At 64.5% G+C, this 13,753-nt stretch carries 7 protein-coding genes; 4 read left to right on the top strand and 3 right to left on the bottom strand.

All coding sequences use genetic code 11. The features are described from left to right. Window positions 1–408: 408 nt before the first annotated feature. Entirely contained in the window at window positions 409–5,712 is a 5,304-nt protein-coding gene (locus tag ABIB99_RS27645; protein ID WP_354178388.1) for a beta strand repeat-containing protein, read from the bottom strand. Between the two features lie 478 nt (window positions 5,713–6,190). Beyond that, window positions 6,191–6,436 (bottom strand): hypothetical protein, encoded by a 246-nt coding sequence (locus ABIB99_RS27640; RefSeq protein WP_028152088.1) that lies wholly within the window; start codon window positions 6,434–6,436, stop codon window positions 6,191–6,193. 305 nt (window positions 6,437–6,741) lie between these two features. Between ABIB99_RS27640 and ABIB99_RS27635 the strand changes: the two genes are divergently transcribed. After that, window positions 6,742–7,959, top strand: coding sequence for an SMP-30/gluconolactonase/LRE family protein (locus ABIB99_RS27635; protein WP_283017447.1), 1,218 nt, complete (start codon window positions 6,742–6,744; stop codon window positions 7,957–7,959). An 87-nt stretch (window positions 7,960–8,046) separates the two neighbouring features. Here ABIB99_RS27635 and ABIB99_RS27630 read toward each other — a convergent pair whose 3' ends face one another. After that, window positions 8,047–9,936: a peroxidase family protein gene (locus tag ABIB99_RS27630; protein ID WP_354178386.1), complete on the bottom strand. Its 1,890-nt coding sequence runs from the start codon at window positions 9,934–9,936 to the stop codon at window positions 8,047–8,049. A gap of 225 nt (window positions 9,937–10,161) precedes the next feature. Here ABIB99_RS27630 and ABIB99_RS27625 point away from each other — a divergent pair, with 225 nt between their 5' ends. From ABIB99_RS27625 to ABIB99_RS27615, 3 genes are all read left to right on the top strand, one after another. Then, window positions 10,162–11,262: an NAD(P)/FAD-dependent oxidoreductase gene (locus ABIB99_RS27625; RefSeq protein WP_354178384.1), complete on the top strand. Its 1,101-nt coding sequence runs from the start codon at window positions 10,162–10,164 to the stop codon at window positions 11,260–11,262. Between the two features lie 328 nt (window positions 11,263–11,590). Then, complete coding sequence (locus tag ABIB99_RS27620) at window positions 11,591–12,775, top strand: ABC transporter substrate-binding protein (protein WP_354178392.1); 1,185 nt, start codon at window positions 11,591–11,593, stop codon at window positions 12,773–12,775. Between the two features lie 102 nt (window positions 12,776–12,877). Beyond that, window positions 12,878–13,753: a branched-chain amino acid ABC transporter permease gene (locus ABIB99_RS27615; RefSeq protein ID WP_166343500.1), complete on the top strand. Its 876-nt coding sequence runs from the start codon at window positions 12,878–12,880 to the stop codon at window positions 13,751–13,753.

Here is a 13,753-nt window from a genome sequence, read left to right as displayed (position 1 = left end):
TTTTTTGCGGGGGGGGGGGCGTCCCCCCCTTTGTTCCCAATTCACCCCCACAGCGCCCCCCACCCCCCCCCCAACACCCCCCACGGGTTTGCCGCTGGGGGTGCGAGGCGTGCGGTGCGAAGCAGCACACGAGGAGCCTCGAAGGATGCACGGCCGAGCTGGTGCCGCGGGGACGCCGCCCTTCGAGGGCCTCTGAAGAAGCGGCCACTTCATCAGGGTGACGGAGATAGATAAACGCGCGCGGCGGCATCAGCTCTGCATGCCAAACAGCAGGCACACACCCACCCGCTCGCGGCGTGGTCCGCCCGAGTCTTGCTCTCCGCTTCACGCCCTCAACAGAGAGGGCGCAAGGAAGGCCGGGCGCCAACTGGCACCCGGCGCATCCGCTTCACCGATCCCGACCGATCCTTACGCCGCGTGCGGCAACGCGAGCGCGCTCTGCTGGACCCCGGCGCCGGGATCGCTGATCATGGTGCCGCCATGGCCGTCGGAGGACAGCGCGAAGTCCGCCGCCGTGTATTGGCCGAGCAGCGCCAGCGAAGCCGTATGCGAGCCGTCCGACACCGTCAGCTTGCCGCCGCTGTTGCCGGCATTGGCGGTGTAGGCCAACGTCGTGCCTGCGGCGAACTGGATATCGGAGAGATCCAGATGGTTGCCGTCCTGCCAGCCGGAGAGGAAGCCGCTGAAGTCGGAGGCGTGATCCAGCACCAGCGTGGCATCAGCACCTGCGAAAGTCACGTTGTGAACCGAGGCTCCGACGAAGGCGTGAGCGGTGCCGCCGCTGCCGATCATCGTGCCGTAGGTGGCGCCGCCGGCCTCGACGTACTGCGTGCCGGACAGGATGACCGTATCGGCCGCCGTGCCGTAGACATACTGGCTGCCGCCGTCGATCGTGGTGGCGACCGCGTTGCCCCAGTCGATCTGGATGCCGCCGGCATTCACCGTCGTGCCGGTGGCGGTTGCAGCCGCATAGACGTTCTGCTCGCCGCCGCTGTTGACGATGGTGTCGGTGGCACTGCCATGGACGTGCTGGAGGCCGGCCGCGTCGATCACGGTGTCGTCGGCGGAGCCGTAGACATGCTGGGTGCCGCCCTCGATGGTGGTGTCGCTCGCCGACGCGCCATCGATGACGCGCTGCTCGCCGCCCGCGCCGATCGTCGTACCGGTCGTAACACCGCCAGTCTGGATCGCCTGTTCGCCGAAAACGGTCGCGCCGTTCGCGCTGCCGTAAACGGAGAGTTCGGCGCCCTGCTCCACCGTCACCGCCGTGACCGTACCGTGCACCACGAGGCCGGCACCACTTTCGACCGTGACGTTGGCGTAGCTGGCATCACTGTTGATGGCCCAGGCGCCACTCCGCACATCGAGCTTTTCGACACCGGTCGCCTTGCCCAGCGTTCCGTTGCCGGTGCCGGACAGGTTGATCGTGTCGCTGCCCTCGCCGCCATCGATGCTGCCGCTGATGGTCGAGCCGGCGACGAGGTTGATGGTGTCGTCGCCGGCGCCCGCCAACACGTCGCCGGAGACGATGCCGCTGTTGGTGAAGCTGTCGTTGCCGTCGCCGAGGTCGACCGCGGGACCGCCCATCGCCACCATCAGACCGCTGTTGTTCAACGTGTCGGCGCCGTCGTCGGTGAAGATGCCGCCGACGATGGTGCCCTTGTTGGTGATGGTGTCGGCGAAGCTGCCGAGGATGTCGATCGCCTCGCGGCCGAGGATTTTCGCGTTCATCGCCGCCGCGTCGGCGGGATCGACGCCCTCCGGGCCATGGCCGTCGCCCCGGATCACGCCCTCATTGTAGATCGTCGTCGCGCCGAGCGCCGCGCCGTTGCTGGAATCATCGACCTGGATGGCGCGCCCGTAGCCGTAGATGGTGCCGCCGGCAAAGTTGTTGATCACGCCGCCGCCGATGGCGACTCCTTCGGAGACGTTGACTTCGCCGTTATGATAGCCATTGGCGCCGATGCCCTGGACCAGGCCGTAATTGTCGAGCTTGACCAGACCATCGGTGTCGATGGCGTCCCCGTCGCTGTCACTGTAACCGGCGGACGCGCCGATCATCGTGCCGCGGTTGGTCACATAGACGGTATTGGCGACGGACGCATTGTTGTCGATATTCACAGCCGAACCATTGCGGCCGATCATCGTCGCGCCTTCGTCGTTGACGACGGTGATGCCGACCTTGCCGGTCACGGCATGGTGCGACCCTTCGATCACGCCTCCAGCGAGGTTGTGAACCGCGCCGCCACCGTTCTTCTTGTAGTCGATGGCGTCACCACCCGTGATGTTTTGGCCGTCATCGCCGCGGGACCTGATCGTCCCGGCATTCTCGATCGCGGTGCCGGTGCCGCCACGGATGACGTCCTGGTTGGCGATCGCCGAGATGATCCCGCCGGCGTGGTTGAATATCTTGACCGAACCGTTGCGGGTATTCTCCAGGTCGATGGCCTTGGCGCCGGAGATGGTGCCATCGTTGACGATCGTCAGGCTCCCGCCATTGAGGTCTCCGGGACCGGAGACGCTGTCGCTGATGAGTCCGGTGGCTGCGTTGTTGACCACGAAGGTGGCCTTCCCCGAGTCCGTTCCCATCGAAATGCCGGATATCATTCCCGCATTGTCGATCGTGGTGGAACCGGTCCCGAGTTGTACGGCACCGACAAGAGCACCGACTTTGCCGCCGGCCTCGACGACGAGATGGTCGTTTTTCTCCTGGCCGGCCGCGCTGCCCATCTCGAGCAGCTCGGACCGCGAAACGCCGAGCGTCGCGCCGCTCTTCACTGTGATCGAGGTATAGCCGCTCTGTCCTGCATCCGCACTCCATGACCGGGCCAGCGGAAGGCGAATCCCGTCGCCGTTCAACTCCGCAGTCCAGATGCCGCCGGCGACGACCAGGCTCTCGACATTGGTCACCCGGTTCGAGAGTGTGCCCAGGCCGTTGCCCGACAGATAGAGCGTGTCGGTGCCATCGCCGCCGTCAAGCGTGCCGCTGATGGTCGAGCCGGCGACGAGGTTGATGGTGTCGTCGCCGGCGCCCAGCAACACGTCGCCGGAGACGATGCCGCTGTTGGTGAAGCTGTCGTTGCCGTCGCCGAGATCGACCGCGGGACCGCCCATCGCCACCATCAGACCGCTGTTGTTCAACGTGTCGTCGCTGCTGTCGGTGAAGATGCCGCCGACGATGGTGCCCTTGTTGGTGATGGTGTCGGCGAAGCTGCCGAGGATGTCGATCGCCTCCCGGCCGACGATCCGGGCGTTCATCGCCGCCGCGTCGGCGGGATCGACACCCTCCGGGCCATGGCCGTCGCCCCGGATCACGCCCTCATTGTAGATCGTCGTCGCGCCGAGCGCCGCGCCGTTGCTGGAATCGTCGACCTGGATGGCGCGCCCATAGCCGTAGATGGTTCCGCCGGCATAGTTGTTGATCACGCCGCCGCCGATGGCCGCGCCCTCGGAGACGTTGACTTCGCCGTTGTGATAGCCGTTGGCGCCGATGCCCTGGACCAGGCCATAATTGTCGAGATTGACGAGACCGTCGGTGTCGATCGCATCGCCGTCGCTGTCATCGTATCCGGCGGACGCACCCACGATCGTGCCGCGGTTGGTGACATGGACGATATTGGCGACGGTCGCATCGTTGTCGATATTGATCCCGGAGCCGTTACGGCCAAACAAGGTCGCGCCGGCATCGTTGATGACGGTGATGCCCTTCTTGTTGGTGATGGCGTGGCGGGACGCTTCGATCACGCCGCCGGCAAAATTGTGCACGACCCCGCCGGCGCTGCCGCTGTAGTCAACCGCATCGCCGCCATAATATCCGTTGGCAGCGTCATTCGCGACCGACCGGATGATACCGGAATTGTTGAGCACCATGTTGGCGCCGCCGCGCACCACGTCGGCATTGGCCTGACTGTTGGTGATGATGCCGCCGGCGAGGTTGTTGACGATCACCGTGGACACCTTGCCAACGTCGGTGAAATCCAGCGCGTAGCCGACGCCGCCATTCATCAGGCCGGCATTGTTCACGGTGACGGCCGACCCGGAACCGAGGTAGCGAACCCCGATGCTGCCCCGAGTGGCGCCGGTCGCGGCATTGTTGAACGTGAAGGAGCCGGTCACGCCGTTGGCGCTCGTCACGTGATAGTTCGTACCATCGACACCGATGCCACCGGCATTGTCGACGGTCACCGTGCCGCCTGACCAGAGGATCGCGCTGACCTCACTACCGTCCTGCGGCTCCGGAACGGCGAGCACGCCACCCTGGTCGACCGTGAGGTGGTCGCCGTCGGCGAGGGTGAGCGGCGAGGTGACGCTCTCGCCGGCGCCGATGTGCAGCGGATCATCGTTGACGATGATACCGGTGGCGTCGGTGTAGGTGTTGACGATGGTGGTCCCGTTGCTGGAGCTTGCATTGGTCAGATGCAGGCTGAAGCTATCGTTGCCTTCCAGCGTGATATCGCCGGTGGTGGTGATCGTGACGGTGGCCGTGCTCTCGCCGGCCTTGATGACGCCGGAGAACGTCAACGGCACCGTGCCGCCGAAGTCAGCAGCGTCAGTGGAGCCAGACGAGATCACGCCGCTGAACGAAAGATCGCCGTCGGTGCCGTGGGTCCGCTCGACCACGAAGGTGAAGGTCTTGACGTCGCCGGCATTGCCTTCCGATTGCGAAATTGTCAGCGAGTTCTCGGCAAAGCCGAAGAACTGGACCGGATCGTCGTTGACGATGGTGGCGTCGGCCGTCGCCTTGTCGCCGATATAGACAAGGCCGCTGTCGCTCGCGACCGTATCGAGGAGGGCGAAGAAGTGTTCATCCGGCTCGTACGTGGTGTCGCCGCTGATATGGAACGTCACGGTCGCGGTCGAGGCGCCATCGGCGAAGCTGCCGCTGAACGCCGGCAATGTGCCGCCGAAATCGTCGGCGTCCGCGTAGCCGTACATGCCCGACATGTTGGCCAGTGTGCCGGAGAAGGTGGTGACCCCAGAGGTCGAGCCGGTGCGGTTCAGCGTCAGCGTCACCACCGTATCGCCGCTATCGCCCTCAGTGACGCTCGCTGTAACGGAGGCGAACTCGATCTTCTGCGCGGTCGGGTCGGCGGTGAAGGCCTGGGTCGAGAACGGCAGGTCGGGGGCGGTGCCGTCATGGCTCTGGTCGCCGTTACCACCCTGCAGCACCCAGTTGGCCGTGGCGTAGATGTTGGCCTTGTAGTCGTCGATGCTGGCAAGGCTCGATCGGTCGCCGACATAGGCGGCGATGTCGGGGCTGCCGTTCAGCTGCTTGGCATCGACCCCCTGGGTGAGGCCGGTGCCGTTGAGCGTGCCGCGTCCGAGGCTGGCGTTGAAGACGGCATTGGTGATCGCGGTCAGGAACACCGGCGCAGTCGCGCTGCCGGTGTAGGCGTAGACGACTTCGTTGAGGTCGGCGATGTCACGCGCATTGGCGGTGTCGAACGCCACGGTTCCGGCGTTGGATGCCGCCGAGCCACCGGCACCGAGGCCGCTCATGGTGATGATCGTGCCGGCGGCGACGTCGCTGGTCGCGGTCCAGCTCCAGACGTTCTCGTCCGAGGCGAAGCTTGAGCCGTTCCATGCGTTGTCGGTGAAATGGATGACGGTGCCGGCCTTGATGTCGGAGAACGAGACGAAGGCGAGGCTGTCGTCGCCGTCCGCGTTGAAGCCGGTGAATGCGATGGAGCCGGCGGTGAGTGTATCGGTCATGGTTGTTCTTCCTTGTTGCCGTCCTGCTCGCGGACGGAGAATCCAGAATTCACGAGGCAGGATTTCCGGGGATCAGCACCGCGAGGACGGCGTGAAAATTCCGATTTTAGGAAAACTTACCTGATATCATAATTCATGTTGCATAATGATATGTCCGTTACATGAAAGCCGGGCAGCGCGCGTCCAATGACTGTTGGAAAGCCAGCGGCTGGATCGCCGACCTTCTCATCGCACGCACGATCCACGGGCCCATCGCGTCGCCGCGAGCGCGGACTCCGCACAAATGCACACGCGGCGACAACGCTCACCGCGCTCCTGTTGTCTTGGGGGGGCAGCTTGACGGATTGCAGTGATCGGAAACGGAGCGATCTGCGGGATCAGCCGTCCCGGATATCGCTTCCGCCTTCGCTCTTCGAGCCAAGGCGGACAAGTCGCTCATCGGAATGCGGGTGGAGTGCCGGCCTGATCGCCGGCCGGGCTATCCGGCGCGGCGGGCGCGGGCCCTGCTTTCCCAACGGTCCAGCATCTGGCCGAGCTCGCCGGTGGCGACGGGGGCGGCCTCGTTGGTGTTGGCGGGTGCGGCGGCGCGGAGCCAGCCCGGCTCGGTATATTCGCGCCAGCGGCGCGCCTCCGCGCGTCGTTTGCGGGAGGCGAGATCGCGGGTGAAATAGCCGGCGGCGAACGCGATGGCGAGCGCAATGACCAGTGCGACAACGGCTAACACAATGAACTCCGGCTGATACCCCGGAAACGTTCTGCCATCATCGCGCGTGAGGTCAAGGCTTGACAGGTCCTAAAAGCCGCACCGGTTGACCGCGCAAAGCCCGACGACAGGCCCCGAACGACGAGACCGGGACCAATTGCCGCTTCTGCCCTCGCCTCGCCGCAATGCCGCCGCGTTCCAGCCTTCCCAAGCCTGCCATCGCGCGGAGGATGCGTACCTGCCCCTCGCAACCGGGCGCGGACCGGACTAACCTCCGCCCGCTCGGCCGGATCAACCGGCCAGCCGAACATAACCGGGAGGACGCGATGAAACGCCCAGAGCAGCGTGACCAGGATGCTGCGCTTTCACGACGAACACTCGTGCGGGGACTTGCGCTCGGCGCTGCGGCGACCGTAGCCGGCCCCGCGCTGGCCCAGACCGGACCTGCCGCACCGCCAACGACGATCACCACCCCGCCGCGCGATTTCGGCCCCAACGGCGCGCCGACGACTTATTTCTCGGACCCCGACATCATCACCGTCGATCCGTCCTTCGACGATCTGGCGCAGCCCAACACCGCGATCAAGCGCCTCTACACCGGCTTGTTGTGGGCCGAGGGCCCGGCCTGGAGCGCGCAGGGCCGTTATCTCCTCTGGAGCGACATCCCCAACAACCGGCAGATGCGCTGGACCGAGGACGACGGCCGCGTCAGCGTGTTCCGCACGCCCTCCAACAATTCCAACGGCAACTCGTTCGACTTCCAGGGCCGTCAGCTCTCCTGCGAACACCTGACCCGGCGGGTCACGCGCTACGAGCATGACGGCACGGCCACGGTGCTCGCGGACTCCTATCAGGGCAAGCGCCTGAACTCGCCGAACGACGTCGCCGCGCATCCCGACGGCAGCTACTGGTTCACCGACCCGCCCTATGGCGGCCAGCTCTATGAAGGCGAGCCCGACGTCGCGGGCGGCCCGAGCAACGCAGGCGGCAAGCTCAATCCGCGGATCGGACAGCCGGCCGGCTTCGTGCCGGGCAAGCGCGAGCTGCCGACCAACTGTTATCGCATCGATCCCTCGGGCCGCATCGACCTCGTCGTCACCGAGGACCAGGTGCCCGATCCCAACGGCCTGTGCTTCTCACCGGACTACAAGAAGCTCTACGTCGCCTCGACCGGCAAGGGACCGGGCGACACCGGGCCCGGCGGCAACGGCGAGATCTTCGTGTTCGACGTCGGCACCGACAACAAGCTCTCCAACCCCAGGAAGTTCAGCGACTGCGTGATCGACGGGGTGAAGTGCGGGCCCGACGGCCTGCGCTGCGACGTCAACGGCAATGTCTGGTCCTCCAGCAACGCCGGGCGCGCCGTCGGCTATAGCGGTGTGACGGTGTGGTCGCCGGCGGGCAAGCTGCTCGGCCGCATCCGCCTGCCGGAAGTGTGCGGCAACGTCTGCTTCGGCGGCCCCAAGCGCAACCGCCTGTTCATGGCCGCGAGCCAGTCGCTCTACGCGGTGTATACGGCGACGCAAGGCGCCGGCCCAGGCTGACGCGGGACGAGCAAGATCACGACACGGCGCCGGCGTGCCTCGCCGGCGCCGAATGATGCTGTATTGCTCGTTTGAAGCGACCCAGCATTATCCCCATTCGTGATGATGCATCTCATACGGCTTTACGCCCAGCAGGTCGATGGTCTCGGAGCCGACCTGCAACAGGGTTCCGCCATGATGGTCCGATGATTTCGTGACGTGAACGTCGTTCGAAAATTGCAGTTTGTCCTGTTTGGGATCGAAGTCGGTGATGACCGCGGTGTTGTGCTTACCTGCGAGAACACCAAGGTCGAATTCGAATGTGTCGGCACCGGCACCTCCGGTCATGGTCATGCGGCCGGCCGCGGCGACCAGCGTGTCATCCAGATCTCCGCCGGTCAGGGTATCCCTGCCGGGAGATCCGACCACAAGCTGCGCCATGCCTGCTGCAGCCTTTTCTCCGGTCGGGTCTACGCCGCCCAGCGTGCCGCTGTGCCGCTCGGTGGCGACGAAGGCATCGCTCTGCATCGCAGTGGTATCGGTGTCGCGCAGAATGAGGTCCGACAGCGTGGTGTTCTTTATCTCATTCAGGGTCTGCTTATCGAAGCCCTGGTTCTCGAAGTAGTAGCGATCGCCGTCGCGCAAAGCGGCGAACTGGTCGGCGATGATTGTGCCGAAGGTGGGCCCGATGACGGCTCCTGGCGCATGATCCTCAGCCAATCCACCGGCCCACAAATCGACGGCATCGATCGAACCATAGGCTTTCTCGAACGCTGCTGCCGTCGCCGGATCAGAGCTGAGCTGATCGAAGCTGGTGTAAGGCGCAAGCCCCAGCGCCTCCCGGGTTTGGTTCAGTGTACCCAGCCCAAGATCATGGCCGCGTTGGATATTGATCGCTGCCAGATCCATGCCGTCCGGAGGATCGAACAGGAGGTTTCGCAAGCCATCGACAATGTGAGCGTCCAGCGGGTTGGCCAGGTCGCCCGACAGATGCCGCAGCAGGCCATCCGCACCAGTCGCCTTGAAAGTCGCCGTGTCTTCGAAGAACGATTGCGCCAGCGTCTGCTCCGACGTAAAGGCACCCAGATTGCTGGTCGCACTGATCTCGTCGGAGACGATGGAGTGACCGAAGCGAAAGGCCGCACCGGCAAACTCTTCGGTGATCCGCGCGTCCGCCGTGCGGTCATAGCCTTGGTACGGCTTGATGGCGTCCTCGCCCAACAGATGCGGCAGGAACTCGTTGTAGGTGATGTTGACCATCTCGGCCGTGGTGATGGCCTTGGCCGTCTCGTATAGCTTGTCGCCGCTCCAGTTCGGATGCTCCTCGTGCAGTCGATCGACCTGGTAATTGTGCTCGCGCACAAACAAGACTTGCAAGGCGGTCAGGTCGGGATTCTCCTGCGCCCGTACGTCACCGGCCGCAAAGACGTTGCCGTGCTCGGTCTCGACGATCGGGAGATTGTCTCCCGCCGACACCTTCATATGGCCGTCGGCCGTTCGCAGGCTCGCTGCGGTGGCCGCGTCGGAACCGTAGATCTGCGATCCGTCCAGCCAACCCGTCACCGTATTGATCGCGGCTGCCGGATGCCCGGTGACCCCCGTCGCAGGATCGATCGCCACCCGCGTCAACGCGATCATGCTGCCGGGCGGCAGAAACTCATCATCAGCCGGGACCTTGATCGAGATATCATCCGTGCCTGTGCCCTCCTTCTGCAGATCCAGATCGTGATCGATGAACTGGCCCCACGCATACATCATGCCTGACAGCGCGACGCCGGCGTCATCCACCAGATGCGGGCCTTCCTCGCCATCGCCAATATCCGTCTGCGCCACGACAATGTTGCTGATCTCGCGCGGATTCGGACCTGGCGTCATTTCATTGACCCCATCGACGAAATTTGCCGGCCCCAGCCGAGCAAAGTCGGTGCCGGCCTGGTTCAAGGTGGGATCCGCACGATTGTTGTTGGAGCCGTCGATGCTGCGGAATCTGAGCGCCATGGTTTACCCTCCCCGTAGAGTGTCCGCCCCAGCGCCTGCTCCATTGGCGGCTTGCGGCATGACGCTTTTGTGATTCTTTATGACGCTCGCATGATCGTTGAGTGACGACATTCGATATACGACAGAATTGCACCTCTAGCGGCGAAGCGGCAATCTTGGCCTGAACGATCGTGCCGAACAGGCGATGTTGCGCACATCAGCGCAGCACTATCCAAGGAACAAGCCATGCGCGTCATCATCTGCGGCGGCGGCGTGATCGGGGCCTGCACCGCCTTGTTTCTCCGGCGCCACGGCATCGAGGTCATCGTGGTCGAACGGACCGAGGTCGCGGCCGCAGCCTCCGGCAAGGCCGGCGGCTTTCTGGCGCGTGACTGGTGCACCGGCTCGCCGCTCGACGCACTCGCGCGGCGGAGTTTTGTGCTTCATGCGCAGCTGGCGGAGGAGATCGCCGGCGATTGGGGCTATCGCCCGATGACCGCGTATAGCGGCTTTGTTGTGTCCGACGGGGATTCGCGCCGGAATGCACCATCCGCGCTCGGCTGGCTCGCCGACGGCGTCGTCATCGCGCAGCGCATCGGTACGACGCAGACGACTGCGATCGTTCATCCCCGCAAATTTGCGTCGGCCGTGATGAACGCGGCAGTCGCGCAAGGCGCCAAGCTTCGCGTTGGCCGCATCACGGGCATCGCGCGCGACGCGAATGGGACGACCGCGAAGGGTGTCGAGGTCGAAGGCAGCCTCGTCGAGGCGGACGCTGTCGTGATCGCGATGGGGCCATGGTCATTGCTCGCCGCACAATGGATGCGCCTGCCCGCTGTCTATGGCCAGCGCAGCCCGAGCATCGTGTACGATCTCGGCCCCAACGTGCCCGCCGATGCGTTGTTCCTGGAGCATGACGAGGACGGCAGCGCCGTGTCGATCGAAGTGTTTCCACGCGCCGACGGCAGCACGCATATCACCGCACTCTCGGACATCGCGCCGCTGCCGCTCGATCCGGCGGCCGTAGTGCCGGACGTCGATGCGATCGCGCGCTTGCAAATCATGTGCGAACGGCTGTCGCCACTGTTTCGTCCCGAAAAAATCATCGCGCAGCAGGCCTGCTTCCGACCGGTGACTGAGGATGGCCTGCCGTTGATCGGCAAGGTGCCGCAGAGCGAAGGCCTCTATGTTGCGACCGGGCACAATGTCTGGGGCATCCTCAATGCGCCCGCCACCGGCGAAGCGCTGGCGCAGCTGATCGCCAAGGATGCGACGCGTGTAGACTTGTCGCCATTCGATCCGGCCCGATTGACGCCGCTCGATCCATCACTGCTGCAAGCGCGCTGAACCGGCATCGCTGCTCGTCTTGTAGGCTACCGCCCGCTCCAAGGCTTCGACTCCAAGGCTTCGACGCTCACGCATGCCCGCCGACAGAATCTGCATGCCTGCGCGCGTCATGAGTGTCTCGCACCTACCCTGCCCGCAATTTGCGCAACGCTAGACTTTAGTCCGTCTCTACCAATCCTGAACGCGGTTTCACTTGCCGAGAGAGCCCCCGCCGTTATAGTTGCGACATAATGGCTCACAAGAGGCCTGTTCAAAGGGAGAGAACAACATGAAAAAACGACTCTCTGTTGCATTGCGAATAGCGCTCGGTGCGGCCGCGACAGGCGCGATGATGGCAGCGTCAGGCGCGGCACTTGCAGCCGATCCCCTCAAGATCGGCGTGATCGCGGAAGCGCAGGCGATTGCCGGCGCCTCCATTCCACAGGCGGCGCAGCTTGCCGCCGACGAGATCAACGCCAATGGCGGCGTCGACGGCCGCAAGATCGAGATCATCTCTTACGACAATCACTCCTCGTCGGCGGATTCAGTGCGTGCGTTCCAGCGCGCGGTGAACGAGGACAAGGTCAACGCGGTCATCGCCAGCTATATCAGCGAGGTGGTGCTGGCGCTGGAGCCCTGGGCCTCCCGGCTGAAGACGCCGTTCGTCACGCCGGGTGCCGCCTCCAACGAGATCAGCAAGAGCGTCCACGCCGATTACGAGAAGAACAAGTACACCTTCCACGGCTATCTGACCTCGGCCGCGCTGGCGCTCTCGGTCTGCGACGGCGCCAAGGACCTGCTCGTCGACAGGATGCACATGAAGACCGCGGTCATCATGAGCGAGGACGCCGCCTGGACCAAGCCGCTCGACATCGGCTACGAGGAATGCCTGCCCAAGATCGGGCTGAAGGTGCTCGACCACATCCGCTTCTCGCCCGATACGACCGACTTCACGCCGATCTTCAACAAGATCGAAGGCTCCAAGCCCGACGTGATCATCACCGGCATCTCCCATGTGGGCGTGCAGCCGACGGTGCAGTGGAAGAACCAGCAGGTGCCGATCCCGATGTTCGGCATCTCCTCGCAGGCAACCAACGAGACCTTCGGCAAGGATACCAACCAGGCGGCCGAAGGCGTGCTCTATCAGGGCGTCTCCGGGCCCGGCGTCGCGGTGACGCCGAAATCGGTGCCGTTCGCGGAGAACTTCAAGAAGAAGTTCGGCAATTATCCGTCCTATGCCGGCTACACCGCCTATGACGAGGTCTACTACATCGCCGACGCGGTGAAGCGCGCCGGCTCGAGCGACGCCGACAAGCTCGTCGCCGCGCTGGAGAAGACCGACTGGGAAGGCACGATCGGCCGCGTCCAGTTCTACGGCAAGGACGATCCGTTCACCCACTCGATCAAATATGGCAAGGGCCTGATCACCGGGCTGATGCTGCAATGGCAGGACGGCAAGCAGAGCGCGGTCTGGCCCAAGGACGTCGCCAAGGTCGACGTCAAGTTCCCGAGCTTCATCAAGCTCAGCAACTAGCAGGACATGCTCCCGGGACCACCTCCCGGGAGCTTCCGCATGCGGCTCTCAGCAGCACCTTTCCTCAAAGCGGCAGCTCGGCTGCCACCCGGCCAATCATAGATGCGAGCTTTCCAGATATTGATCGATGGCTTTGCCATCAGCGCTCTCTACGCTCTCGGTGCCACCGGCTTCACCCTGATCTTCGGCGTCTCCGGCGTGCTCAACCTCTCCCACGGTGCCATCATGGTGGCCGCAGCGGTGGCGGCCTGGGCCGCTGCCAGCATCCTCAACGTCGGCACCTATGCCGGTGCGCTGATCGGGGTCGCCGTCGCCCTCCTCACCGCCTTCGCGACCTATTTCGCCGTGGTGAAGCCCATTCAGGACTCCCGGCGCATTCCCAACGAGGAGAAGGAGATCTTCGTCCTCACGGGAACGCTGCTCTGGGGCATCATGATCCAGGAGCTGATCGCCTATTTCTTCACCAACAACGCCAAGACCGTGCTGCCGATCGTCGAGGGCGTCGTCGAGATCCTCGGCGTCCGCACGCCGAAGAACGAGATCTTCACCGCGATCGTGTGCTGCTTCGTCATCGCGCTGCTGTGGCTGCTCGTGAACCGCACCCGCACCGGCAAGGCGGTGCTGGCGGCGTCGATGAACCCGCGCGGCGTCACCCTGCTCGGGCTCGAGCTCACCAACATCTACGTCGTTGTGTGGGCGATCTACGGCATTCTCGCCGGCATCGCCGGCGTGCTGCTCGGCATGTTCCTGGGGGTCAGCTCCTATAGCGTCGGACCGCTGACGGCGAGTGCGTTCTCGATCGTGGTGCTCGGCGGTCTCGGCAGCGTCTCCGGCTCGCTGATCGCGGCCTTCGTGGTCGGCTATCTCGAGACGCTGACGGCCTACCTGGTCTCGCCGGCCTACCGCACCATTCCGGCGCTGCTGCTGCTCGTGTTCGTGATGTATATCCGGCCCCAGGGCCTTCTGGGGAGGCGCTGA

Source organism: Bradyrhizobium sp. LA6.1 (assembly GCF_040547805.1).
GTDB classification, from domain to species: domain Bacteria; phylum Pseudomonadota; class Alphaproteobacteria; order Rhizobiales; family Xanthobacteraceae; genus Bradyrhizobium; species Bradyrhizobium barranii.
Note: the sequence above shows the minus strand (reverse complement) of the source record. Positions and strands in the feature narration are given on the sequence as shown.